The following is a 23,521-nucleotide window of genomic DNA, read 5'->3' as shown; positions in this document are numbered from 1 at the left end:
CACGTCGCGCACGGTGTGATCGGGTGCCGGGCGGTCCGGCCCGGGACCGTCCGGCGTCGGACGGTCCCGCGCCGTCCGGTCGCCGGCGGGCGCCGGCAGCCGAACCTCGGCGCGGACCCCGACCGCCGGCAGCCGGACCTCGGCGGGGGCCTCGACCGCCGGCAGCCGGACCTCGGCGCGGACCCCGGGTGCCGCGTCGGCCAGGCGGACGGACCCGCCGTGTCGCCGGACCAGGTCGGCGACGATGGCCAGGCCGAGCCCGGCGCCGCCGGCGTCCCGGGCCCGCGCGTCGTCCAACCGGGTGAAGCGGTCGAAGACCCGTTCGCGGTCCGCGGCCGGGATGCCGGGTCCGTCGTCGGTCACGGTCAGCAGGTGGTACGCGCCTTCCGCGCGGACCGCCACCGTCACCCGGCTGCCGGCGTGCCGTACGGCGTTGTCCAGCAGGTTCGCCACGATCCGGCGCAGCGCGTCCGGGTCACCACTGGTCCACAGCGGGGCCGCCGGCGGGTCGACCCGGACCGGGGGCGCCGGATACGGCTGCGCGACCGACGCGACCAGCGCGCCCAGTTCGACCGGTCGGGGCGGCACGTTCCGCGCGGTGTCGTCGTCGGACCGGGCGAGCAGCAGCAGGTCGTCCACGAGCCGGCCGAGTCGCACGTTGTCCGCGAGCAGGTCGTCGGCCACGGCCGCCCAGTCGGTGTCCGGACCGAGCCGCTGGGCGACCTCAAGCTGGGTACGCATGTTCGCCAGCGGGCTGCGTAGTTCGTGCGCCGCGTCGGCGATGAAGACGCGTTGCCGGGCCCGCGCCGACTCCAGGCGGGCCAGCATCCCGTTCAACGTCACGGCCAGCCGGTGGATCTCGTCATGCCACGCCGGTACGGGCAGCCCGCCGGACCGGCCGCTGCGGGTGATCTCCTCGGCCCCGGCGCGCAACGCCTCGACCGGCCGCAGCGTCGCCCCCACCACCCGCCAGGCCACCACCCCGAGCAGGGCCACCAACAGCGGGAACGCCACCAGGAGCGTGTCCCGCAGCAGCCGTTCGCCGCGCAGCACGTCGGCCATCGACTTGGCCACCAGCACGGTTCGGGGATCGCCGGGCAGGCCCGCGGTCACCGCCACCACCCGGACCGGGCCGCGCATCCCGAGCCGCTGACCGGGGACGGTGAGCCGGCCCCGGCCCCCGATCTGTTCCCGTTCGGCGGGGTAGAGCATCGGCACCAGCCGGTCGGCGTCGATCGAGGCGGCCCGGACCCGACCGGCGCCGTCGATGACCTGGACCCGTACCTCGCCGCCGGCCACCGGCAGCGGGTCGGGCAGCGCGTCCCGCTCCACCAACCGGGCGACCGCGTCGGCCGTCTTGTACGCCTCGGTGTCCACCGTGCGTTGCAGCGCGTAGCCGAGCACCAGGACCAGCGTCACGCCACCGACAGCCAGCCCGGCGGCCAGGCCGGTCACGCCGATCGCGAGCAGCCGGGCCCGCAGCCCGAGGCTCCGGCGCAGCCACCGCGTCAACAAGGGGCCCCTGCTATACAGAAAGCGATAATGGGGGGCCCTTCCTTTCATCTCAGACCAGCCGGTAGCCGGCGCCGCGGATGGTCTGCAACCGGTCCCGCCCGATCTTGCGGCGCAGGTAGCCGACGTAGACCTCGACGGCGTTCGGTGCCGTCTCCAGGCTGTCGTCCCAGACGTGGTCCAGCAGTTCCGTCTTGGACACCACCTCACCGGCGCGCCGCATCAGATACTCCAGCACGGCGTACTCGCGGGCGGTCAGGTCGACCCCGGCGCCGTCCCGGGTGACCTGCCGGCGGGCCGGGTCGAGGCTCAGGTCACCCACCGACAGCACCGCCGGCCGGCGCGGCGCCCCCCGCCGCAGCAGCGCCCGCAGCCGGGCCAGCAGCACCACGTACGAGAAGGGCTTGGTCAGGTAGTCGTCGGCGCCGCAGTCCAGCCCGTCGGCCTGGTCGTACTCGCCGTCCTTGGCCGAGAGCATCAGCACCGGCAGCCAGCAACGGTCCCCGCGCAACTGCCGGACCACCTGGTAGCCGGACAGGCCGGGCAGCATCACGTCCAGGATCATCGCGTCGTATCCGCCGTGCCGGGCCAGGTCCAGCCCGGTCGGCCCGTCGGCGGCGATGTCCACCGCGAACCCCTCGGCCTGCAGCCCGCGTTGCAGCGCGGCGGCCAGCCGGGCCTCGTCCTCCACCACCAGCAACCGCACGTCCCCCAGGGTGCCACCCCGGCTGAGGGATTCCACAGCCGCTCTCAGCACCGTCACAGCGCCACTGCGGCACCATGTTCCTCAGGAGGTGCCAACACATGTCCATGTTCAGCAACCGACCGGCCCTGCGATGGCTGGTCCCGGTGGCGGCAACCGCCGTGGTGGTCGGCGGGGGCGCCGCGATCGGTACGTTCGCCGCCTCGGCGGATCCGGCGTTGCCACCCCGCAGCGCCGCCCAACTTCTGGTCGACCTGCAGACGTCCCAGCTCGACGGCCTGTCCGGCACGGTCATCCAACGGGCCGATCTCGGCCTGCCCAGCCTGCCCAACCTGGGCGCCGGGCTGGGTGAGGCGGACCTGGCCACCCTGACCTCGGGTACGCACACCCTGCGGGTCTGGTACGCCGGCCCGGAGCAGCAGCGGGTCGCGCTGCTCGGCACGCTGGGCGAGACCGACGTGATCCACAACGGTTCCGACGTGTGGGTGTGGGCCAGCCAGCGCAACGAGGCGGTGCACCACCGGCTGCCCGCCGAGGATCGGGCCGACACGGAGCGGTCGCTGGCCAGCGGCTTGCCGGTCACCCCGCAGCAGGCCGCCCAGCAGGCCCTGGCCGCGGTGGACCCGACCACCGAGGTGACCGTCGGCCGGTCGGCCCGGATCGCCGGGCGGGACGCGTACGAGCTGGTGCTCGCCCCCCGGGACCGGTCCTCGCTGGTCGGCCAGGTCAGGATCGCGATCGACGCCAAGCAGCACGTACCGCTGCGCCTGGAGGTCTTCGCCAGCGGTGTCCAGCGGCCCGCCTTCGAGGTCGCGTTCACCCAGGTCGACTTCGCCCGGCCGGATGCAGCGCAGTTCGCCTTCAACCCGCCGCCGGGTGCGAAGGTCGTGACGAAGGGCACCGCGGAGGCCGCCGCGAAGCACGCCGCGGCCGACCGGGCGGCGGCGCGGGGCGCGAAGGGTCCCGACGCGGCGGACCGTCCGCGCACCGTCGGGCAGGGCTGGACCACGGTGGTGGTGGCCCGCACCGGTGGGGTGACCGGCGGCGCCAAGGCCGGCGCGACCGGTGACGCCAAGGCGCCGGCCGGCAGGCCGGGCGGCGACCTCGGAGACGTCGCGCAGCTCGGTGCCGTGCTCAACGGTCTGCCGAAGGTCAGCGGTGACTGGGGCAGCGGTCGGCTGTTCACCAGCCGGCTGGTGACCGCGCTGCTCACCGACGACGGCCGGGTGCTGGTCGGCGCGGTGACGCCGGAGCGGCTCTACGAGGTGGCCCGGACGAACCGGTGACGGTGACCACCGAGATGACCCCGGGGGGGGCGCCATTGGTGCCTCCCCCCACGGGGTTGGCGGTCGAGACGCACGGGCTGACCAAGCGGTTCGGCCGGCAGGTCGCGGTGGACGGCATCGACCTGGCGGTCCCCCGGGGCTGCGTGTTCGGCTTCCTCGGCCCGAACGGGTCCGGCAAGACCACCACCATCCGGATGCTGCTCGGGTTGATCCGGCCGACCGCCGGCCGGCACGCCCTGCTGGGCCGGCCGATGCCCGAGGGCGCGGCGCAGGTGCTGCCCCGGGTGGGTGCGCTGGTCGAGGGGCCCGCGTTCCACCCGTACCTGTCCGGGTCGGCGAACCTGCGCCGGCTCGACGCCGCCGACCGGACGGCCGACCCGGCCACCGCGACCCGGCGGATCGACGCCGCCCTCGACCGGGTCGGGCTGACCGCCGCCGCCGGCAAGCGGTACCGGGCGTACTCGCTGGGCATGCGGCAGCGGCTGGCCCTGGCGGCGGCGCTGCTCGCGCCCCGGGACCTGCTCGTCCTCGACGAACCCACCAACGGCCTGGACCCGCAGGGCACCCGGGAGGTACGCGGCCTGATCGCCGAACTGGCCGGTGAGGGCGTCACCGTGCTGCTCTCCACCCACCTGCTCGCCGAGGTCGAGCAGGTCTGCACCCACGTCGGGGTGATGCACCGGGGCCGGCTGGTCGCGCAGGCGCCGCTGCCCGAGCTGCGTTCCCGGACGGCCACCCGGGCCCGGGTCCAGACCGACCGGCCGGCCGACGCCGCCCGGGTGCTGACCGAACTGGGGCTGGCCCGGGTCGACCGGTCGGCCGCGACCGCCGCCGGTGACCTCGGCGACGTACCGCCGGAGACGGTGGTCGCGGCGCTGGTGCACGCTGGCGTGCCGGTACGCGGCTTCGCCGTCGCGGCGCCCGATCTGGAGGAACTGTTCGTGTCCCTGACCGGGGAGGGGTTCGATGTCAACGGTTGACGCGCCGGCCGTCCGGGGGCTGTCCAGCCGGCTGTTCCGCTCGGAGCTGCGGCTGGTGTACGGGCGGCTGCGCAACCAGATCGGCATCGCCGGGCTGGCCGCGCTGCCGGTGGTGATCGCGGTGGGGGTCCGGGTCGGCGGCCCCGACGACCAGGGCGGCGGTGGCGGGGACTTCTTCTCGTCGATCACCTCCAACGGCCTCTTCGTGGCGCTCGCCGCGCTCACCGTCGAACTGCCGATCTTCCTGCCGATCGCCGTCGCGGCGATCTCCTCGGACACCATCGCCGGCGAGGCCAACCTCGGTACGCTGCGCTACCTGCTGACCGTGCCGGTGAGCCGCAACCGGCTGCTCGCGGTGAAGTACGCCGCCGTGATGGTGTTCGCCCTGTCCATCACGCTGCTGGTGGCGGCCGTCGGGGTGCTGGTCGGCCTGGCCCTGTTCGGTGGCGGGCCGCTGACGTTGCTGTCCGGCACCCAGCTCGGTTTCGGTCCGGCGCTGCTCCGGCTGCTGGCGGTGTGCGGCTACCTGACGGTCGGCCTGTGCGCGCTCGGCGCGGTGGGGCTGTTCGCCTCCACCCTGACCGAGCAGCCGATGGGCGCCACGATCGCGGTCAGCATGCTGACCGTGGCCAGCTTCGTGCTCGACCAGGTGCCGCAACTGGGCTGGCTGCACCCGTACCTGCTGACCCATCACTGGCAGGACTACGGCGAGTTGCTGCGCGACCCGGTGGACCTGGCGGCGCTGCTGCCCGGGCTGGGCAGCGCCGGGGCGTACATCGTGATCTTTCTCGCGGCGGCCTGGGCCCGGTTCGGCGGTCGCGACGTCACCAGCTGAACGCCCCCGATCGCCCGGTTTGGCCGGGCGGTGGCCGCCGCGCTATTCTTCGGTGTTCGAGCACAAAAAAGAACGGCAAGTTAATTGCCGTTCTGCTCGTCAGCCTAACAAATAGGGGGCCAATTTGTCAAGGCAGTCCGGCGACACCGAACTCGATGCGCAGACCGCCGAGATCGAGCGCGAGCAGACCTATGTCTCGGACCTCTACCACCACCTGGACAGGCTGCGCGAGCAGGCCGAACAGCGGCGGGCCGGCACGTTGCGCAACGCCGGCGGAACGCAGCAGGAACGGTCACAGCGGGACAGCACGGTGGCGATGTACACCGATCAGGTGGAGCGGTTGAACGCCGTGGAGAACGGTCTCTGCTTCGGCCGGCTCGACCCGGACGACGGCCCGGCCCGCTACATCGGCCGGATCGGCATCTTCGACGTCGACGGCGACCACGAACCGCTGCTGGTCGACTGGCGGGCCCCCGCCGCCCGGCCGTTCTACCTCGCCACCGCCGCCGCGCCGGACGGGATCCGCCGGCGCCGGCACATCCGCACCCGGTTCCGCACCGTCACCGGGATCGACGACGAGGTGCTCGACCTGACCGGCGCCAGCGCCGGCGCCGGTGCCGGCCGCGCCACCGACCTCACCGGCGAAGCCACCCTGCTGGCCGCGATCAACGCCGGCCGGACCGGCCGGATGGGCGACATCGTGCAGACCATCCAGGCCGAACAGGACCGGATCATCCGGGCCGACCTGGGCGGAGTACTGGTCGTGCAGGGTGGACCGGGCACCGGCAAGACGGCCGTGGCGCTGCACCGGGCGGCGTACCTGCTCTACACCTACCGGCAGCAGCTCTCCACCCGGGGCGTGCTGATCGTCGGGCCGAACACGACGTTCCTGCGCTACATCTCGCACGTCCTGCCGTCGCTCGCCGAGACCGGGGTGCTGCTGGCCACCCCCGGTGACCTGTTCCCCGGGGTACGGGCCACCGCCGAGGAGCCGGCCGAGGTCGCCGAGGTCAAGGGCCGGGCCGAGCTGGCCGACGTGCTGGCCACGGCGGTCCGGGACCGGCAGCGGGTGCCGGACGAGCCGATGCCCGTCCCGGTCGACGAGGACGTCACGCTGGAGCTGACCCGGCCGGTGGTCGAGGTGGCCCGGGACCGGGTCCGGCGGACCGGCCGACCACACAACCTGGCTCGGGAGCTGTTCGAGATCGAGATCGTCCACGCGCTGGCCGGCCAGCTCGCCGAGCGGATCGGCACCGACCCGTTCGCCGACGACCCGCTCGGCGGGGACGACGCCCCCGGCGACCCGCAGCTGCTCGGCGAGGCCGACCTGGCGGAGATTCGCCGCGAGCTGCGGGCCAACCCGGCGGTACGCGCCGCGCTGAACGAACTGTGGCCGGTGCTCACCCCGCAGCGGCTGGTCGCGGACCTGCTCGGCTCGGCCGAGGCGCTGGAGTCGGCGGCGCCGCAGCTGAGCCCCGCCGACCGCGCGCTGCTGTTGCGGGCCGACGACGCGGCGCAGGCGTGGACGCCGGCCGACGCGCCACTGCTGGACGAGGCGGCCGAACTGCTCGGCGAGGACGACCGGGCCCGGCGGGCCGCCGAGGAACGCGCCCGCCGCCGCCGGATCGAGTACGCCGAGGGCGCGCTGGAGATCGCGAAGGGCTCCGAGTCGTTCGAGTTCGAGGACGTCGAGAGCGAGGTCCTGAACGTCACCGACCTGCTGGACGCGGACCGGCTGGCCGAACGGCACGCGGCCGGCGCCTGGCTGAGCACCGCCCAGCGGGCCGCCGCCGACCGGCACTGGGCTTTCGGGCACGTGATCGTCGACGAGGCGCAGGAACTGTCCCCGATGGCCTGGCGGTTGCTGATGCGCCGCTGCCCGAGCCGGTCGATGACCCTGGTCGGTGACGTGACGCAGACCGGGGCGCTCGCCGGGGCGTCGTCCTGGCAGGCCGTCCTCGAACCGTACGTGGTCGACCGGTGGCGGCTGGCCGAGCTGACCGTCAGCTACCGCACGCCCAGCGAGATCATGGCGGTCGCCGCGAAGGTGCTCGTCGACATCGACCCGACGGCGAAACCGCCCCAGGCGGTCCGCGACGCCGGCGTGGACCCGTGGGAGGAGCAGGTCCCGGACCCGGCCGACCTGCCGGACCGGTTGGTCGAACACGTCCACACCGAGGTGGCCGCGATCGGCGAGGGCCGGGTTGGGGTGATCGTCCCGACGTCCCGGCTCGACCCGCTCGGCGCGCGGGTCCGGGTCGCCGTGCCCGACACCGCCGCCGGGTCCGATCCGGACCTCGACCAGCGGGTGGTCGTGCTCACCGTCGCCCAGGCCAAGGGTCTGGAGTTCGACTCGGTACTGCTTGTCGACCCGGATGCGATCGTCGCCGAGTCCCCCCGGGGCAGCAGCGACCTGTACGTCGCGCTCACCCGGGCGACCCAGCGACTGGGCGTACTCCGGCTGCCCGCCCCGGCCTGACCCGAACGCCGCGCCGGCGCGGTCCGGGGGCTCGGCCGAGTGGAACAGGCTGGCCCTCCGGCCGCGCCGGACGGATGGCTCGGACCGCGCCGCACGGGTGGCTCCGGCCGCGCCGGACGGATGGGCCCGGCCGCGCCGGACGGATGGGCCCGGCCGCGCCGGCCCGGTGTCACGGGGCGGCGGTGACCGGGCTGGTCCCCGACCGCGCCCGGACCGCGCCTCGGCCGGTCACCGTTCGGTGAAGTAACCGGTCTCGCTGGCCGGGCCGGCGGCGTCGCTTGTCGAACCGCCCGCCGGCGGTTCCAGGCCGCCGGTGGTGGCGTCTCCCGTGGTGGTCGGGGCGACCTTGCCACCGGTCTTCCGAGGCAACCTGCGGACGCTGGCCGGTCCGGCGGTCCGACCGCCAGTGGTCGTCACCATCCCGGGCGTACGCTTCGGGCCGCCGTCCCGCAACACGTCCCGATCGGCCCGTACGTCGGCCGGGTCCTGAATGTCCCGGTCCTTGGCCTCCCGCCGGTCGTCGGTGGGCGGCAGGGTCACCTCCCGTGCCGCGTCCGGGCCGTAGTCCGCGGGGTCGAGCCGGTTGGCCGTGCGCCGTGCATGCGCCGCGTGGTCAGTCACGTCCATCACCTCGCCTCTCCTCGGCAACCCCATTCGGCTGCCCGCTGCGTCGGGGGATAAACCCGAGCCAGCCAGCGATATTCGTTTGCCCGCCAGCCGCCCGGGAAACCCACCGTCGCCTCGGTCGCAGCCGCGGTACCGGGCTCGCCCGGGGTGGTTCGGAGGCGCAGCCTCATCGAATCCGAGGAGGAAAGACTCATCGAATCCGAGGAGGAAAGATGAGCACGCAGACGCAGATGAACAGGGCCACGGCCCAGATGCCGGACACCCGACACATGGCCGATCAGCCGACCCGGCAGATGCGGGACATGCCGACGGCCCGGCACATGCCCGACGGCGCGCGGATGCCGTCACCGGGCAGCGAGAGCAAGCCAGCCATCCTGTCGACCGAACTCTGGGTCTACCTGGCAGCGGTCGGTGGCGTGCTGCTGGCCTCGTGGTGGGTCGGCTCCAGCGGTAACGGCCCCGGAGTGGACATCTTCCAGGCCAACCAGGCGTGGTGGTTGATCACCCTGCTGACGATCGCCTACCTGGGTAGCCGGGGGCTGGCCAAGATGGGCAGTTCGTGGCGCCGACGCGGCGAAAGGTGAGCGTCGGCCGGACTCCCCCGGCGCAGCTCGCGCCGAGGGAGCCCGGCCAGCCAGGCCCGAAACGGCGGCCTCCGGAGGGAATCCCCTCCGGAGGCCGCGTCGCGTCGGGCGGTTACTCGTCGCCGAAGAAGCCGCCGTCGTCCTCGAAGGCCTCCTCGATCAGCTCCCCGGCCGCCAGCCCGCCGACGACGCCGAGCAGGCCACCCGCCACCATCCCGCCGACCCCGCCGGACCCCCGGTGGTGCCCACCATGCCCGTACCCGTGGCCCGGCCCGTACCCGTGGATGGGTCCGGGCCCGTGACCCGGGCCGGGACCGTGGGCCGGGCCGGCGCCGTACGCGCCGATGGTCTGGTTCAGCCAGCCGTCGACCTGGGCCGGCCAGTCCACCCGGTCGACGTCCGGATGCGCCACGCTGAACCGGCCGTACGTGTCGTGCCCCGGCCGGAACAGGCCGCCGCGCTTGTCACACTCGAGCACCACCCGCACGCCGTGCGGGTCGGCCACGAAGGTCAGTTCCACCTCACTGACGGCGTGCGCGTACCGCGGTGCCGCGAAGAACTCGATCTCCTGGAAGAAGGGCAGGGTCTGGGGTACGCCGGCCAACCGCCCGCGTTCCAGATCCGCGTGCTTGAACCGGAACCCCAACCGGTCGAAGGCGTCGAGGATGCGCTCCTGCACCGGCAGCGGATGCACCGCCACCTGGTCGAGGTCGCCCTTGTCCACGGCCCGCGCCACCGCCAGCTCGGTCCGCAGCCCCATGGTCATGCCGGGCAGCCGATGCCCGTACACATCGGTCACGGGCGTCTCCCAGGGCACCGGGAACTCGAACGGGATGTCCAGCTCCCGCTCGGCGGCCAGCGAGAAGGGTCCGCTGACCGGTACGCACTGGAACTCCACCAACGCCTCGTACTCGGTGTCATGTCCCTCCGCCTCGACCCGGGTGACCAGGGAGAGGGTGACCCCGTCGAGGTCGACGGGCTGGTTCCCCCCACGGATCCGGACCGCGCCGGCCAGAGTCAGACCCGGCCGGGTGTTGGGATTGGTCAGGACGGTGTCGACGCTGGGGCCACCGACCCCGAGAGCGCTCAACATCTTCTTGAAGACCACGTACCACTCCAGGGAAAGGGCCCGCGACGTCGCCGGGCCGGTGTTCAGGCGCCCGCCATGGTGGACCGGCGCGATGGGCCACTGTGGACCGGCACGGCAGATTCCCGCCGCCTCGCTCACCCACGGTCCCGGCGGCACCCTATGTGATCGCGCTGGGAACTCGCTGACAGCGCCCCGGCGACACGGACCGGCGACACGGACCGGCGACACGGACCGGCGACACGGACCGGCGACACGGACCGGCGACACGGACCGGCGACACGGACCGGCGACACGGACCGGCGACACGGACCGGCCCGGCACCCTGTCGGGCGCCGGGCCGGTTGATGGTCCGGTTCGGGGCGAAAGCCCTGATCGAGGTCGGGTCAGACCCGGCGGCGCCCGTAGGTGCCGGCAACGATGGCGACGCCGATCGCGGCGAAGATGACCTGGAGGAAGAACTCGATCCAGTCGAATCCGTTGGTGTCCTTCACGCCGAACGCGCTGGCCACCACCGTACCGAGCAGCGCGGCCACGATGCCGATGACGAGCGTGAGCCAGATCGGGATGTTCTGCTTGCCCGGTACGACGAGGCGACCAAGCGCACCGATGATCAGACCAACGACGATGGCGACGAGAATGCCGGTGACGGTCACTGCCAGCTCCTAGGGTGAGAAACCTGCTCCCGTTCTTCGGAACGAGGCAGCCCCGGAAATGCCCACCGCCCTCCGAAACCAAACCACCCTGATTCTCAGCGACCTGCCAGTCGGTGTCGGTGGACGGCACCGGCGGTTCGCCGACAACACTGTGAGTGACGGTGCCGGCGGACCGCACGGCCGTGACAATCGGTAGTCTCCCGGGAGGGTCCATCGATCGCCTGTTCTTCGCTTTGCAATGCTTCCCTCCCGGCAGCACCGACGTTGAGCTGCGGCGATGTTCGTTGCCGAGTTCCTCCGGGACCAGGCCGTTGGTTACCCAGTGTGCCTGTTGCCTGGAGGGAAGCATTGCAAAGGAGAGTGAAGGCGTTTGGGCCAGGGACAGCTGGGGTTCACCCTCAGTGAGTGGGTGCTCTCGGATGATGGTTCGGTGACCCGGGGAAGGCTTGCGGCGGGCTTGCGAGACGCCGCACCCGTGGCCCGGGGAAGGGTTGCGGACGCCGCACCCGTAGGCGAGGACCATGAAGACGGCGCCGCCGAGTGGAGGACAGACCGCTGGGGCTGGGTTGCCGCCCAGTTGCCGCGCAGGGTCAGAAGTCGAACTCGCCGTCTTTCACGCCGGTCACGAAGGCTTCCCACTCGGCTCGGGTGTAGACGATGGTGGCATCGTCCGGCGCCTTGCTGTGCCGCACGGCAACCCGGCCCGACCCGTCCAACACCGGCCCGGCCTCGACGCAGCTCCCGCCATTGCTTGCGCTCTTCGTGCTGATGTGCCAGCCGACGGCCGGCAGGTCCTCGCTCATCACAACTCCTCCGCGATCTTCGCGATCAGCTCAGCCGACTCGCGGGCACCGAGTGCGTTCTCCCGCAGCCGATCGTACGCAATCGCGTAGCGCTTCGACTTCGGTGATTCCATGAACAGCCGGCCGCCGAGATGCTCGGCGTAGGCCACCTCGGGGTAGGGCTTCGGCATGTTGAACAGCCAGAACGACCCGTCGAGACCGGCGTGCAGGCCGACGCTGCTTGGCAGGATCTGAATGTCGATGTTGGGTCGCCGCAGCAGTGCGCCGAGGTGGGCGAGTTGGTCTCGCATCAGGGCGGCGTTCCCGACCGGGCGCCGGAGGACGCTCTCGTCGACGACCGCCACGATCCGGACCGGCGGTTCGCGGTCCAAGACCCGCTGCCGGTCCATCCGCAGTTGCAGCCACTTGCGAACCGAGAAATCCGTCGCCTTGCCGCCCTCGGCGTTGCGGATCACCGCCTCGGCATAGTCGGGGGTCTGCATGAGGCCGGGCATGAGCATGGCGTCGAACGAGCAGATCTGCTCGGCGCGGCTCTCCAGCCAGGGAAAGTCGATGAAGGAGGCATCAACCAGCTCGTCGTAGTCGTCGTCCCAGCGGTCAACCCGCCAAGCGTCCTCGGCGAGTTGCAGGAACCGCGCCCGCTCTCGCCGGTCATGTTCGCCGTAAAGATCAAGCAGGGACTCCACCACACCCCGCCGGAACGGCCACTCCGCGCGTTCCCAGCGGGCCACCGAGGAGAAGTCTCGCTCCAGGAAGGCCGCCGCCTGCTTGAGGGTGTAGCCACGCTCCTCCCGTAACTGTCGCATCTGCTGGCCGAGCCATTGCGCGCGGAGCGTCTGCACGAACGATTCACTTTTGACGGCCATCGCCACCTCTTCGACGCCGAAGGTCTCTTGATTGGTGTTCATTGCACCAATGCCCGACCCACTGGAAACGTGGTCTGCGGGCGGGTGAAGGTGATCACCGGCCCCCGGGGACGCCCGGTGCAAGCACGGCAATCGCGGCTGGGCCAACAGCCGAGAAGGTGTCGAGATGGCGGCTTCGCGTGTGGCAGACGCATACCGGCACTCGGCGGGTCTCAACTGGAACGTCGGGCTGCGTGCGCTTCCCGGCTCCGAACCGACTTGGAAAAGAGATATCACACCCGGGGACACCGGCGCGAGCCGGAGAAATCATTTCGCAATTTCGAAATACCACCAGCGGCCCGGTGGCCGTACCGCCAAAGGAGGCTGCGGTCGTCGGGCGGGCGGTCCGCGCGGAGCCCGAACCGCGCGGACCGCCCTTCCACACGGATCGGAGCCGCCCTTCCACACCGATCGGGGTCGGCCGAACCGGCCCGGCGAACCAGGCAGGCGCGTCAACCGACCAAACCGCCGAGAGCGAGGTACCAGATGACCAGCCGCGGAACTGTCTACGGCACGGCCGCGCCGCCCAGGCTGCACCCCCGGCACGTCCGGGACCATCGGTTCGGGACCGCCGGCTTCGGCCGGCGCGGGCTCGACCCCGAGGAGGTACGGCAGTTCCTGCACCGCCTCGCGCACGAGCTGGCCGCGCTACACGAGGAGCTGGGCCGGTTGACCGAGGAGAACGCCCGACTCAAGCGGGCGATCCGTGAGTCACGAAGCCGCACCGCGGGACGCCACGCGGGATGACCGGCAAACCTCCCGGTATGTCATCCACCTGCCGGTGGAGGGCGCCCGGCCGACCGCCATGGACCCGGCGCCCGGAATCTGGGCGGAGATCAGCGGCGAGACCAGCCACCCGGCCCGCTCCGCGGCGGGCGGCGGTCAGCGGGCGGCGGTCAGCGGCGGCGGTCAGCGGCGGCGGGCCAGGGTCAGGTCCGTGGCGAGGTCCAGGTCGATCCTGCCGCCGTGCGCGTCCAACACCCGGGCCAGCGCGGTCAGCACCCCGTCCCGGATGGTCGGTTCGAGCATCCGGTAGTGCGAGATCGAGGCGAGCAGGTCGATGTACTCGGCCGTCGAGTAGCTGCGGCTGCCTTGGTACCGACGCTCGCGCAGGTCGACGAACCGGCCGTCCCGGGCAAGTTCCGAATGAGCGAGCGGCTCCTCCGGAACCCCGCCCGGATCGGCCCCCGGCTCCGGCTCCGGCCCCGGCTCCGGCTCCGGGTCCGGCTCCACGGATTGCCGGGCGTGCGGTGTGTAGCCGGCCGGCACGCCGTACCGGTCGTCCACCTCGACCAGCGCGGCGGACAGCTCCCGGTCGGCGAGCAGGAAGACGTTCCAGAACAGCGCGAGCGCGCCGCCGGGGGCGAGCGCCGCGGCGGCCAGGTCGGTCCGCCGCTCGGGATCCACCCAGTGCCAGGCCTGGGCCGAGTAGAGCAGGCCGAAGCCACGCGCCGGCCGCCAGTCCTCGAACCGGTCGACCACAACCGACACCTTCGGGTACGGCCGGCAGTTGCGCTCCAGCACCGCCGCCATCCTCGGATCCGGCTCCAGGCAGGTCAGCTCCAGCCCGTGCGCCGCGAACGCGACGCTGGCCTTGCCGGTGCCGGCACCGACCTCCAGGGCCGGCCCGTCACCCGCGTAGGCGAGGACATCCGCCACCAGATCCGCGGGATAGCTGGGGCGGACGGCATCGTACTGCTCGACCGCCTCGCCGAACACCGAGCGCTGCTCCCGCTGCTGCATGGCCCCTCCCCCACTCGTGGGCCGGGCGCTCGTGCGGCGCGCGGACAAAAACAAAGGCAAGGAGTCACACTCCCTGCCACTTCTAACGTATACCGCACGGGGGGACTTGCGGCAAGGCCCGGGTCCTGCCGCACAATCGGCGGCCGGACCAGCACCGACGAGGAAGCGGGGGCACGACGTGGGTGGATTGGCGACGGGCGAGCGGTACGTGGTGGATCTTCAGGAGGTCGACGAGACGCAGGTCGAGATCGTTGGTGGCAAGGCCGCGCACCTGGGCGCGCTGTCGCGGATCGAGGGCGTCCGGGTGCCGGCCGGCTGCTGCGTCACGACGGCCGCCTTCCGGCGGGTCATGGCGGAGGCGCCGTCGATCGACGATCAGCTCGATCGGTTGTCGCGCCTGAACCCGGAGGACCGGGAGGAGATCCGTACGCTCAGCGCCGAGGTCCGCCGGGCCATCGAAGGCATCGCCATCCCCGACGACGTCACGACGGCGATCACCCGCGCGCTCGCCCGGCTCGGTGAGCAGGCCGGTGACCGCAACGGGCAGGCCGGCTACGCGGTGCGATCCAGCGCGACGGCCGAGGACATGCCGACGGCCTCCTTCGCGGGCCAGCAGGACACGTACCTGAACGTCGTGGGTACGGCGGCGATCCTCCAGCACATCAGCCGGTGCTGGGCCTCGTTGTTCACCGAGCGGGCGGTGATCTACCGCCGACGCAACGGCTTCGACCACCGGAAGGTCCAGCTGGCCGTGGTGGTGCAGCGGATGGTTCTGCCGGACGCGGCCGGCATCCTGTTCACCGCCGACCCCGTCACGGGCAACCGGAAGGTCTCCACCGTCGACGCCAGCTTCGGCCTCGGCGAGGCTCTGGTCTCCGGCCGGGTGAACCCGGACGTGTTCGCGGTGCGCGATGACCGGATCGTCACCAGGGCGGTCGCCGTCAAGCAGCGCGCCAGCCAGCCCCTGCCGGCCGGCGGCACCCGGGAGGTGACGATCGACCCGCAGCGGCAGGAGCAGCCGGCGTTGACCGACGCTCAGGTCGTCCGGCTGGCGCGGCTCGGGCGGCGGATCGAAGCGCACTTCGGCCGGCCGCAGGACATCGAGTGGTGCCTGGTCGACGATGACTTCCACATCGTGCAGAGCCGGCCGATCACCACGCTGTTCCCCATCCCGGAGGCCGGGGACGGGGAGAACCACGTCTACCTCTCCGTCGGTCACCAGCAGATGATGACCGATCCGATGAAGCCGCTGGGTCTGTCGATGTGGCAGTTGACGGCCATGGTGCCGATGCACGAGGCCGGTGGACGGTTGTTCGTCGACGTCACCCGGGGCCTGGCCACGCCGGCGGGCCGCGCCAACCTCCTGGAGATGGCCAGGAGGTCCGACCCGTTGACCCGGGACGCGCTGGAGACGGTCCTCGACCGTGGCGACCTCGTTCCGCCGCTTCCGGACGGCCCATCCGGTGGATCAGGGGCCGGCGACGAAGGCCCCGGCGGGGCGGCGGCGGACGGTGAACGTCCTGACGGACCTGAGGCCGGCGACGAACGTCCCGGCGGGGCGGCGACCGGCGGTCCGGCCGCTCCGGCCGAGGTCGACCCGGCCATCGTCGGTGAGTTGATCGAGCGCAGCCGGGCGTCCCTCGCCGCACTGCGACGCGACCTCAAGACAAAGAGCGGACCGGAGCTGTTCGACTTCCTGCTGGAGGCGTTCCAGGAACACAAGCGGATCATCAGCGAGCCACCGAACTTCCAGGCGATCATGGCCGGCATGGAGGCCACCTGGTGGCTCAACGACCGGCTGTGGGAATGGCTGGGCGAGAAGAACGTCGCCGACACCCTCACGCTGTCCGCCCCCGGCAACGTCACCTCGGAGATGGGGTTGGCGCTGCTCGACGTCGCGGACGTGATCCGGCCGTACCCGGAGGTGGTGGCGTTCCTGCGCGAGCTGATGGACCACAGCCGCCGCGAAGCTGACGAGCGGCACGGCGAGCACCGCCGCGAAGCTGACGAGCGGGACGGCGAGCAATTTCTGGAGGAGCTGCCGAAGCTCCCCGGCGGGGGCGAGGCGCGCGACGCCATCGAGGGCTACCTCGACCGGTACGGCATGCGCTGTGTCGGCGAACTCGACATCACCCGGCCGCGGTGGCGGGAGCGCCCCAGCATGCTCGTACCGCTGATCCTCGACAACATCAAGCTGTTCGAGCCCGGCGCCGCCAAGCGGCGCTTCGAGCAGGGCCGGCGGCAGGCGCAGCAGAAGGCACGGGAGGTGCTGACGCGCCTGCGGGCCCTGCCGGACGGGGAGGCCAAGGCCGACGAGACCAAGCGGATGATCGCCCAGGTGCGGAACTTCATCGGCTACCGGGAGTACCCGAAGTTCGACATCGTGAGCCGCTACTTCGGCTACAAGCAGGCCCTGCTCGAAGAGGCCGAACGCCTCGTCCGGGCCAACGTGCTCGCCGAGCGGGAGGATGCCTTCTACCTGACGTTCCAGGAGTTCCGCGACGTCGTGCGTTCGCACGAGGTGGATCACGAGCTGATCCGGCGGCGCCGGGAGGCGTTCCGGTCGTATCTCGCGCTCACCCCGCCCCGGGTGTTGACCTCGGACGGGGACGCCCTCACCGGGGCGTACCGGCGCGACGACGTGCCGGCCGGCGCCCTGGCCGGGCTGGCGGTCTCCGCCGGGACCGTCGAAGGGCGTGCCCGGGTCATCCTGGACATGGCCCAGGCCGATCTCGAACCGGGCGACATCCTCGTCACGGCCCACACGGACCCGAGCTGGACGCCGCTGTTCGTCGCCATCACCGGACTGGTGACCGAGGTCGGCGGGTCGATGACCCACGGTGCGGTGATCGCCCGGGAGTACGGCCTGCCGGCGGTGGTCGGCGTGGTGGACGCCACCCGGCTGATCTCCGACGGGCAGCGGATCCGGGTCAACGGTAGCGCCGGGTACGTCGAGATCCTGTCCTGACGGACCCGACCCCGAGGAGGTGAGGCGTCGGGTGGCCGGGTGCCGGTGGGGTGGCCGGGTGACGGCCGGGGTGGCCCGGTGCCGGTCGGGGGGCCGGGCGGCGGTCGCGGCGTGCGATGATCCGACCGTGCTGGAGCGGGACGAGGCCGAGCTGACCGCCTACCTGGCCGACCGGCCCGACCAGGCCGGGTTCACGTTGCGGGGCGCGGGTGGGACCGAGGCGGCGATGGCCGCGTTGCGCCGGGCCGCCGCCGCGGTACGCGCGATCCCACACCCGGACGAGCCGGCCGAACCGCTGCCCAACTGGGCCGAGGCGCTGCTCGGCGACGACGGCCCGACCCTGCGTCTCGACCTGCAGGATCGCGCCGACCACGCGGCCCGGGTGGTCGCCGCGATCCTCTCCGCCCTCGACGAGTCCGGGGTGAGTGGTCGCTTCGAACCGCTGCGGCCACCGGTGGCGCCGTTCGCGTACGACGCCGGAGCGGACATCCTGACCGGCGCGGATTTCCTGTCGGCGGTGGACGGTCGAGGACTTCCGCCGACGTTCCCCGCCGGCTTCCCGGTGCCCGACGGCACCCTGGTGATCGCCCAGCGGTCCAGAACCGACCGCTGGGAACACGCCGGGTGGCGCCGAGCCCGGCCGTACGACGGGTATCCCGACGAACTGCGACGGTTCGGCTGCGAGCTGGAACCCGTCACGGCGCGCGACCGCCTCATGCGGGCCACCGGCATGACCCGGCAACTGCTGCGCCACCCGGCCGGGACCGGCAGCGTCTCGACCTACCACGAGTACGACCCACGGACCGCGCCCACGAGGTGGTACGTCAGCGTGGTGTGGCGCCCCGCCGACGGTCGACCGGAGCACCGCGAATGACGAGAGCCTCGCGAATGACGGGAGCACCGCGAATGACGGGAGCACCGCGAATGACGGGAGCCTCGCGAGGTCGGCGATCCAGGGGGGTCCAAGGGTCGAGGACACCCCTGGATCGCCGATGTCGGTACGGTCAGCGCCGGGCTGGGCGGGTCAGCTCGCGACGCACCGCACCGACTGGGCGGAGCTGGCGCCCCCCGTACCGGTCGCGGTGAAACCGAACGAGGTGCTGGCGCCCGCGCCGAGGCTGCCGTTGTACGAGGCGTTGTGGGCGGTCACGGCCGAACCGCTGGCGCTGACCGTGGCGTTCCACGAGTTGGTGACCTGCTGGCCGCCGCTCCAGGTCCAGGTGACGGTCCAGCCGGTGATCGCCGAACCGCCCGCGGTCACCCTGACATCGCCCTGGAACCCGCCGGGCCACTGGTTGGTCGCGCTGTAGGTGGCGGTGCAGGACCGCCCGGCCGGCGGGCTCGACGGCGGGGTCGTGGTGGGCGGTGCCGTGGTGGGCGGGGTGCTGGTCGGCGGGGTCGTCGTGGGCGGTGCGGTGGTCGGCGGGGTGCTGGTCGGCGGCGTCCCGCTGTAGACACTGGCCACCTTGGCGGTCTGCCGGATGCCGTTGGCCCCATTGAAGATCCGGTCACCCCAACTGGTCAGCTGGGCCTTGTTGAAGTTGGTGACCATGTCCAGGTATTCGACGCCGCCACCGTTGCCGCTCCACGACCAGCCGAGGTAGCCGATCCCGTTGGCCTGGGTGTACGACATGATCGTGTCCTCGTCGGGATTGCCGTCCGAGTGGTTGAACCCGAACTCCCCGACCACGATCGGCAGGCCCGCGCCGCGGAACCGGCCCAGATAGTCGGTGATCTCGGCGGCGGTGTCGAAGACGCCGTACATGTGGATCGAGAACAGGGTGTTCTTGTTCGGGTCGGCGTTCCACACCGTGCTGGCGTTGTCCCGCATGGTGAATGCCCAGTCCTGACCCCAGTTGGGGGCGTCCACCATGATCGTGTGGTTGAAGCCGTTGCTCCGCAGCCGCTTGACCGCGTTGGCCGTGTCGGTGGCCCAGGTGGCGTAGTTCTGGTTTCCGTACGGCTCGTTGCCGATGTTGACGATGACGTACGGTTCCTGGCCGGTGAGCACGCTGCTGAGGCTGAGCCAGTAGTCCACGGCGCGGTCCAGCGTGATGGCGCCGCTCTGCTCGCCGTACCCGGTGGTGTCGTGGACCTCCAGCACGCAGATCAGCCGGTTGGCCCGGCACAGCGAGATGACGTTCGCGACGTCGCTCGCGCTGTTCCTGGTCCAGCGGTCGCCGCTGCTCAGCACCACCCGCACGGTGTTGGCGCCGAGGGCGGCGATGTCGGCGAACGAGCCGGTCTGCTGGGGGTACCAGGTGTGCGCGTGGCTCACCCCGCGCATCACGAAGGCGTTGCCGTTGGCGTCCATCAGCTTGCCGCCGCTGATGTGGAAACCCGCGGCGGCCTGCGCGGGTTGGACAGCGACCAGGACGGTCGCGACCAGGGCTACCAGCCCCGCGGCGAGAGCGGACAGGCGGGTTCTCATCGGGCTACCTCGTTGACCGGGCGTCCCGGCACGGGACGCGGAAGGGTCGCGCCCGAGGCGGGCGCGGCGGGGGTGGCGGTAATGCCGGGCGCGGGACGCCACGACCCGGGTACGCGGCGCGGGTGTTCCGTCGTGCCGCTCTTCCGGCGGGGGCGGGTGGGGCCACCGGCGAGCGACCATCGTCGGGAAATCGGGAGCGGTAGCCCGGACAGCTTCCCGCCGGCCTGTGCGTACCGGCTGCCCTTAACCGATTAAGTTGCCCCGACACTACCGACCTGGCCGCCAGACAGTCAAGGCCATCACTGCTTACACCCGCCGGCCCGGGGCGGTTCACCCGGCGGCTGACGGGGTACCTGCCAAGACGACCCGATCGGGAGGAGGACCACCGTGGTTGCCGTGGGATACACACTGATGTGCGAGCAGACCGGGCCGAAGCAACTGGTCGACTACGCCGTACGCGCCGAGGACGCCGGCTTCGACCTGGCCGTGATCTCCGACCACTACTACCCGTGGCTGGAGTCCCAGGGACACTCCCCGTACGCCTGGTCGGTGCTCGGCGCGGTCGCCCACGCGACCTCGCGGATCGACCTCATGACGATGGTGACCTGCCCGACCCGCCGATACCACCCGGCGGTGGTGGCGCAGAAGGCCGCCACCGTGGGCCTGCTCTCGGACGGCCGGTTCACCCTCGGGCTGGGCGCCGGGGAGAACCTGAACGAGCACGTCGTCGGCGCCTGGCCGCACGTGCAGGAACGGCACGAGATGCTGGAGGAGGCGCTCCAGATCATCCGGCCGCTGCTCGACGGGGAGACGCTCACCTATTCGGGCGACTACTTCAACGTTCCCGAGGCGTACCTGTGGGACCGGCCCGACCGGCCGGTGCCGATCGCGCTGGCCGCCTCGGGGCCGTCCTCGGTGGAGTTGGCCGGCGAGTACGCCGACGCCCTGATCAACACCGAGCCCGACGCGCACGTGGTGGACCTGTTCGACTCCTCCGGCGGCGCCGGCAAGCCCCGGTACGGGCAGGTCGCGATCTGCTACGGACCGGACGAGGAGGAGTGCCGCAAGATCGCCTACGACCAGTTCCGCTGGTTCGGGCTGGGCTGGAAGGTCAACGCGGACCTGCCCGCACCGTCGTCGTTCGACAGCGCCAGCGCGTTCGTCCGCGAGGACGACGTGGCGCAGAGCATCTCCTGCGGCCCGGACACCGAGGCGCACGTGGCGGCGTTCCGGAAGTTCGTCGACGCCGGCTTCACACACGTGGCGGTGGTGCAGATCGGCGACACCCAGCCGGCGTTCCTGGACTGGGCCCGCGACGACTTCCTGCCCCGACTGCGCCAACTCTGACCGCCCACCGAACAGCCGCCGAGCCGCGGAGCGCGGGGCGCGGGAAAGGAAGGGCCCCCTCTTATCGCTTTTTGTATAGGAAGGGGCCCTTCTTAACGTCCCGGTTCCCGACGGCTCGGCGCTGCCCGACGGCTCGGCGCTGCCCGACGGCTCGGCGCTGCCCGACGGCTCGGCGCTGCGGACGGCCCGCCCCCGTTTCCGGGCCGGCCCACCGGGTAGAAGGGGATCATGCGCATCGGGAACACCGAGATCAGGCCGCTCGGTGGCGGGCTCGGCTGCCTGCTGATGATCCTGCTCTCGGTCGTCGGCTCGATCGTGCTGACCGTGCTGGTCAACCTGGTTCTACGCTGAGCGGCGGCCGGCGCCGGCGCCGGATCCGCCACGAGGGTCCGACAATCGGGCCGGCCGGTGCCAACTCCAAGGTCCGGACCGACCAGAGGGGCCCGCCACGCGGGCCCGGCAACCGGGCCGGCCGGTGCCGACACCGGGGTCCGGACCGGCCAGGAGGGGGCCCGGCGAGAGGGTCCGACGGCCGGGTCGGTGCGGCTGTGGTCAGTCGGCCGGTAGCTGGGTGGCCCGGTCGATGACGTGGTCGATCATGCCGTAGGCCCGGGCCTCCTCGGCGGTGAACCAGCGGTCCCGGTCGGAGTCGCGCTCGATCTCCTCGACGGTCCGTCCGGTGTGCCGGGCCAGCAGCTCGTTGCCGGTCCGCTTCACGTGCAGCATGTTCTCGGCCTGGATCGCGATGTCCGCGGCCGTTCCGCCGAAACCGCCCGACAGCTGGTGCATCATGATCCGGCTGTGCGGCAGCGCGTACCGTTTGCCGTGCGTGCCGCAGGCCAGCAGGAACTGGGCCATCGACCCGGCCAGCCCCATCGCGATGGTGGACACGTCGTTCTGGATGAACTGCATGGTGTCGTAGACGGCCATGCCGGCGCTGATCGACCCACCCGGTGAGTTGATGTAGAGCTTGATGTCCCGGTCCGGATCGTCGGCGGCCAGCAGCAGCATCTGGGCGCAGATCGCGTTGGCCGAGTCGTCGCTGACCTCGGTGCCGAGCAGGACGATCCGTTCCTTGAGCAGCCGTTGCAGGACCGAGTCGTCGAACGACGCCGGAGCCTCGGCCCGCATCCACACCCGCATGTCATCCATCACCCAGAACACCTCCGCGCTCGCGCCGGTCCGCCGATCCGTCCCGGTCTCCGGCAGGCCCAAGCCTGCCCGCACGGTACGCCGATCCGCATCCGATTCTGCCGACGGAAGATATGCCGTCAGCAGAACGCCCGCGCCACCGGGCCGGTAGAGTGACCGCCCGCCGGATCCGCCGAGCCGATCGAGGAGACCCCATGAAAATCGTCGATGCTCGGGTCATCGTGACCTGTCCGGGGCGGAACTTCGTCACCCTGAAGATCATCACCGATGAGGGCGTCACCGGGGTCGGTGACGCCACGCTGAACGGCCGGGAGCTGGCCGTCGAGGCGTACCTGCGGGAGCATGTGGTGCCGTTGCTGATCGGGCGGGACCCGGCCCGGATCGAGGACACCTGGCAGTACCTCTACCAGGGCGCCTACTGGCGGCGGGGACCGGTGACGATGAGCGCTATCGCGGCCGTCGACACCGCGCTGTGGGACATCAAGGGCAAGGTTGCGGGCCTGCCGGTCCACCAGCTGCTCGGTGGCCGGTCCCGGGAGGGCGTCACCGTGTACGGGCACGCCAACGGCGAGACCATGGAAGAGCTGCTCGTCGAGGTGGCCCGCTTCGTCGACCTCGGCTACCGGGCCGTACGGGTGCAGTCCGGCGTACCGGGCCTGGCCAAGACGTACGGGGTGAGCAGCGACAAGATGTTCTACGAGCCGGCCGACGCGGCACGGCCGACCGAGACCACCTGGTCGACGCAGCGGTACCTGACGCACATCCCCACGGTGTTCGCCCGGGTGCGCGACGAGTTCGGGCCGGACCTGCGGCTGCTGCACGACGTACACCACCGGCTCACCCCGATCGAGGCCGGCCGCCTCGGCGCGAGCCTGGAGCCGTACGGGCTGACCTGGATCGAGGATCCGGTACGCGCCGAGTTGCAGGAGGGCTTCCGGCTGATCCGCCAGCACACCACCACGCCGATCGCCACCGGCGAGGTGTTCAACAGCATCTGGGACGCCACGCAGCTGATCTCCGAACAGCTCATCGACTACATCCGGATGACCGTGGTACGCGCCGGGGGGATCACCCACCTGCGCCGGGTCTTCGACTTCGCCGCGCTGTACCACGTGCGCAGCGGCTCGCACGGCGCCACCGACCTGTCCCCGGTCTGCATGGCCGCCGCGCTGCAACTGGACATCTCGATCCCGAACTTCGGTCTTCAGGAGTACATGCGACACACCGACGAGACCGACGCGGTGTTCCCGCACGAGTATCACTTCGAGGACGGCTACCTGCACCCGGGCGACGCGCCCGGCCTCGGGGTGGACATCGACGAGGAGGCGGCGGCCCGCTACCCCTACTCCCCCGCGTACCTGCCGGTGGCCCGGCTGGAGGACGGCTCGCTGCACCCCTGGTGACCCCGCCGGCCCGTCCCGGC

20 protein-coding genes and 1 pseudogene are annotated in these 23,521 nt (G+C 71.9%); 11 read left to right on the top strand and 10 right to left on the bottom strand.

Features of this window, described 5'->3' with window-relative positions; translation table 11 throughout:
• Positions 1-144: 144 nt before the first annotated feature.
• Together ACXN5W_RS17800 and ACXN5W_RS17795 are read right to left on the bottom strand one after the other, a co-directional pair.
• Positions 145-1,563, bottom strand: a pseudogene (locus tag ACXN5W_RS17800) (sensor histidine kinase); the annotation flags it as partial.
• 1 nt (position 1,564) lies between these two features.
• Complete coding sequence (locus ACXN5W_RS17795; protein WP_473159444.1) at positions 1,565-2,218, bottom strand: response regulator transcription factor; 654 nt, start codon at positions 2,216-2,218, stop codon at positions 1,565-1,567.
• 98 nt (positions 2,219-2,316) lie between these two features.
• On the opposite strand from ACXN5W_RS17795, the gene ACXN5W_RS17790 reads away from it, so the two are divergent.
• The 4 genes from ACXN5W_RS17790 (at position 2,317) to ACXN5W_RS17775 (ending at position 7,795) form a co-directional block, all read left to right on the top strand.
• Positions 2,317-3,501: a LolA family protein gene (locus tag ACXN5W_RS17790; RefSeq protein WP_473159430.1), complete on the top strand. Its 1,185-nt coding sequence runs from the start codon at positions 2,317-2,319 to the stop codon at positions 3,499-3,501.
• Between the two features lie 38 nt (positions 3,502-3,539).
• A complete protein-coding gene (locus tag ACXN5W_RS17785) occupies positions 3,540-4,481 on the top strand; it encodes an ABC transporter ATP-binding protein (RefSeq protein ID WP_473159429.1) in 942 nt (313 codons plus the stop codon).
• Positions 4,468-5,316: an ABC transporter permease gene (locus ACXN5W_RS17780; RefSeq protein WP_473159428.1), complete on the top strand. Its 849-nt coding sequence runs from the start codon at positions 4,468-4,470 to the stop codon at positions 5,314-5,316. The genes ACXN5W_RS17785 and ACXN5W_RS17780 overlap by 14 nt, the downstream gene beginning before the upstream one ends.
• Positions 5,317-5,440: 124 nt before the next feature.
• The gene (locus ACXN5W_RS17775) at positions 5,441-7,795 is read left to right on the top strand and encodes a HelD family protein (protein ID WP_473159427.1); all 2,355 of its coding nucleotides are present in this window, start codon (positions 5,441-5,443) and stop codon (positions 7,793-7,795) included.
• 228 nt (positions 7,796-8,023) lie between these two features.
• On the opposite strand, the gene ACXN5W_RS17770 is transcribed toward ACXN5W_RS17775, so the two are convergent.
• Complete coding sequence (locus ACXN5W_RS17770) at positions 8,024-8,416, bottom strand: hypothetical protein (protein WP_473159426.1); 393 nt, start codon at positions 8,414-8,416, stop codon at positions 8,024-8,026.
• Positions 8,417-8,634: 218 nt separating this feature from the next.
• On the opposite strand from ACXN5W_RS17770, the gene ACXN5W_RS17765 reads away from it, so the two are divergent.
• Positions 8,635-9,006 (top strand): hypothetical protein, encoded by a 372-nt coding sequence (locus ACXN5W_RS17765; RefSeq protein ID WP_473159425.1) that lies wholly within the window; start codon positions 8,635-8,637, stop codon positions 9,004-9,006.
• Between the two features lie 112 nt (positions 9,007-9,118).
• Here the strand turns inward: ACXN5W_RS17765 and ACXN5W_RS17760 are convergent, their stop codons facing one another.
• From ACXN5W_RS17760 to ACXN5W_RS17745, 4 genes are all read right to left on the bottom strand, one after another.
• On the bottom strand, positions 9,119-10,114 hold the full coding sequence (locus ACXN5W_RS17760) for a sporulation protein (RefSeq protein ID WP_473159443.1): 996 nt from the start codon (positions 10,112-10,114) through the stop codon (positions 9,119-9,121).
• 365 nt (positions 10,115-10,479) lie between these two features.
• Complete coding sequence (locus ACXN5W_RS17755; protein WP_473159424.1) at positions 10,480-10,749, bottom strand: GlsB/YeaQ/YmgE family stress response membrane protein; 270 nt, start codon at positions 10,747-10,749, stop codon at positions 10,480-10,482.
• A gap of 590 nt (positions 10,750-11,339) precedes the next feature.
• Positions 11,340-11,552 carry a DUF397 domain-containing protein gene (locus tag ACXN5W_RS17750; protein ID WP_473159423.1) on the bottom strand — a complete coding sequence of 71 codons (213 nt, stop codon included), beginning with the start codon at positions 11,550-11,552 and terminating at the stop codon, positions 11,340-11,342.
• Entirely contained in the window at positions 11,552-12,418 is an 867-nt protein-coding gene (locus ACXN5W_RS17745; protein ID WP_473159442.1) for a helix-turn-helix domain-containing protein, read from the bottom strand. The genes ACXN5W_RS17750 and ACXN5W_RS17745 overlap by 1 nt, the downstream gene beginning before the upstream one ends.
• Before the next feature lie 525 nt (positions 12,419-12,943).
• Between ACXN5W_RS17745 and ACXN5W_RS17740 the strand changes: the two genes are divergently transcribed.
• A complete protein-coding gene (locus ACXN5W_RS17740; protein ID WP_473159422.1) occupies positions 12,944-13,204 on the top strand; it encodes a DivIVA domain-containing protein in 261 nt (86 codons plus the stop codon).
• Between the two features lie 162 nt (positions 13,205-13,366).
• On the opposite strand, the gene ACXN5W_RS17735 is transcribed toward ACXN5W_RS17740, so the two are convergent.
• Positions 13,367-14,200: a class I SAM-dependent methyltransferase gene (locus ACXN5W_RS17735; RefSeq protein ID WP_473159421.1), complete on the bottom strand. Its 834-nt coding sequence runs from the start codon at positions 14,198-14,200 to the stop codon at positions 13,367-13,369.
• A gap of 178 nt (positions 14,201-14,378) precedes the next feature.
• Between ACXN5W_RS17735 and rph the strand changes: the two genes are divergently transcribed.
• Positions 14,379-17,168: a rifamycin-inactivating phosphotransferase gene (rph, locus tag ACXN5W_RS17730; protein ID WP_473159420.1), complete on the top strand. Its 2,790-nt coding sequence runs from the start codon at positions 14,379-14,381 to the stop codon at positions 17,166-17,168.
• A gap of 58 nt (positions 17,169-17,226) precedes the next feature.
• Positions 17,227-18,042, top strand: a complete 816-nt coding sequence (locus ACXN5W_RS17725; protein WP_473159419.1) for a hypothetical protein — start codon at positions 17,227-17,229, stop codon at positions 18,040-18,042.
• A gap of 150 nt (positions 18,043-18,192) precedes the next feature.
• On the opposite strand, the gene ACXN5W_RS17720 is transcribed toward ACXN5W_RS17725, so the two are convergent.
• Complete coding sequence (locus tag ACXN5W_RS17720; RefSeq protein ID WP_473159418.1) at positions 18,193-19,599, bottom strand: cellulase family glycosylhydrolase; 1,407 nt, start codon at positions 19,597-19,599, stop codon at positions 18,193-18,195.
• 387 nt (positions 19,600-19,986) lie between these two features.
• Between ACXN5W_RS17720 and ACXN5W_RS17715 the strand changes: the two genes are divergently transcribed.
• Complete coding sequence (locus ACXN5W_RS17715) at positions 19,987-20,946, top strand: TIGR03557 family F420-dependent LLM class oxidoreductase (RefSeq protein ID WP_473159417.1); 960 nt, start codon at positions 19,987-19,989, stop codon at positions 20,944-20,946.
• Positions 20,947-21,174: 228 nt separating this feature from the next.
• Complete coding sequence (locus ACXN5W_RS17710; RefSeq protein WP_473159416.1) at positions 21,175-21,297, top strand: hypothetical protein; 123 nt, start codon at positions 21,175-21,177, stop codon at positions 21,295-21,297.
• A gap of 201 nt (positions 21,298-21,498) precedes the next feature.
• On the opposite strand, the gene ACXN5W_RS17705 is transcribed toward ACXN5W_RS17710, so the two are convergent.
• Positions 21,499-22,077 (bottom strand): ATP-dependent Clp protease proteolytic subunit, encoded by a 579-nt coding sequence (locus ACXN5W_RS17705; RefSeq protein ID WP_473159441.1) that lies wholly within the window; start codon positions 22,075-22,077, stop codon positions 21,499-21,501.
• Between the two features lie 215 nt (positions 22,078-22,292).
• Here ACXN5W_RS17705 and manD point away from each other — a divergent pair, with 215 nt between their 5' ends.
• Positions 22,293-23,501 carry a D-mannonate dehydratase ManD gene (gene manD, locus ACXN5W_RS17700; RefSeq protein ID WP_473159415.1) on the top strand — a complete coding sequence of 403 codons (1,209 nt, stop codon included), beginning with the start codon at positions 22,293-22,295 and terminating at the stop codon, positions 23,499-23,501.
• Positions 23,502-23,521: the final 20 nt, after the last annotated feature.

It is taken from the genome of Plantactinospora sp. A48 (assembly GCF_055793945.1).
Note: the sequence above shows the minus strand (reverse complement) of the source record. Positions and strands in the feature narration are given on the sequence as shown.

Bases quoted from the DNA above. Each gene is read 5' to 3' on its own strand.
- ACXN5W_RS17790 (WP_473159430.1), top strand. From the start codon at position 2,317: ATGTCCATGTTCAGCAACCGACCGGCCCTGCGATGGCTGGTCCCGGTG.
- ACXN5W_RS17780 (WP_473159428.1), top strand. From the start codon at position 4,468: ATGTCAACGGTTGACGCGCCGGCCGTCCGGGGGCTGTCCAGCCGGCTG.
- ACXN5W_RS17765 (WP_473159425.1), top strand. From the start codon at position 8,635: ATGAGCACGCAGACGCAGATGAACAGGGCCACGGCCCAGATGCCGGAC.
- ACXN5W_RS17750 (WP_473159423.1), bottom strand. From the start codon at position 11,552: ATGAGCGAGGACCTGCCGGCCGTCGGCTGGCACATCAGCACGAAGAGC.
- ACXN5W_RS17745 (WP_473159442.1), bottom strand. From the start codon at position 12,418: ATGGCCGTCAAAAGTGAATCGTTCGTGCAGACGCTCCGCGCGCAATGG.
- ACXN5W_RS17740 (WP_473159422.1), top strand. From the start codon at position 12,944: ATGACCAGCCGCGGAACTGTCTACGGCACGGCCGCGCCGCCCAGGCTG.
- ACXN5W_RS17735 (WP_473159421.1), bottom strand. From the start codon at position 14,200: ATGCAGCAGCGGGAGCAGCGCTCGGTGTTCGGCGAGGCGGTCGAGCAG.
- ACXN5W_RS17720 (WP_473159418.1), bottom strand. From the start codon at position 19,599: ATGAGAACCCGCCTGTCCGCTCTCGCCGCGGGGCTGGTAGCCCTGGTC.
- ACXN5W_RS17710 (WP_473159416.1), top strand. From the start codon at position 21,175: ATGCGCATCGGGAACACCGAGATCAGGCCGCTCGGTGGCGGGCTCGGC.
- ACXN5W_RS17705 (WP_473159441.1), bottom strand. From the start codon at position 22,077: ATGCGGGCCGAGGCTCCGGCGTCGTTCGACGACTCGGTCCTGCAACGG.
- manD (WP_473159415.1), top strand. From the start codon at position 22,293: ATGAAAATCGTCGATGCTCGGGTCATCGTGACCTGTCCGGGGCGGAAC.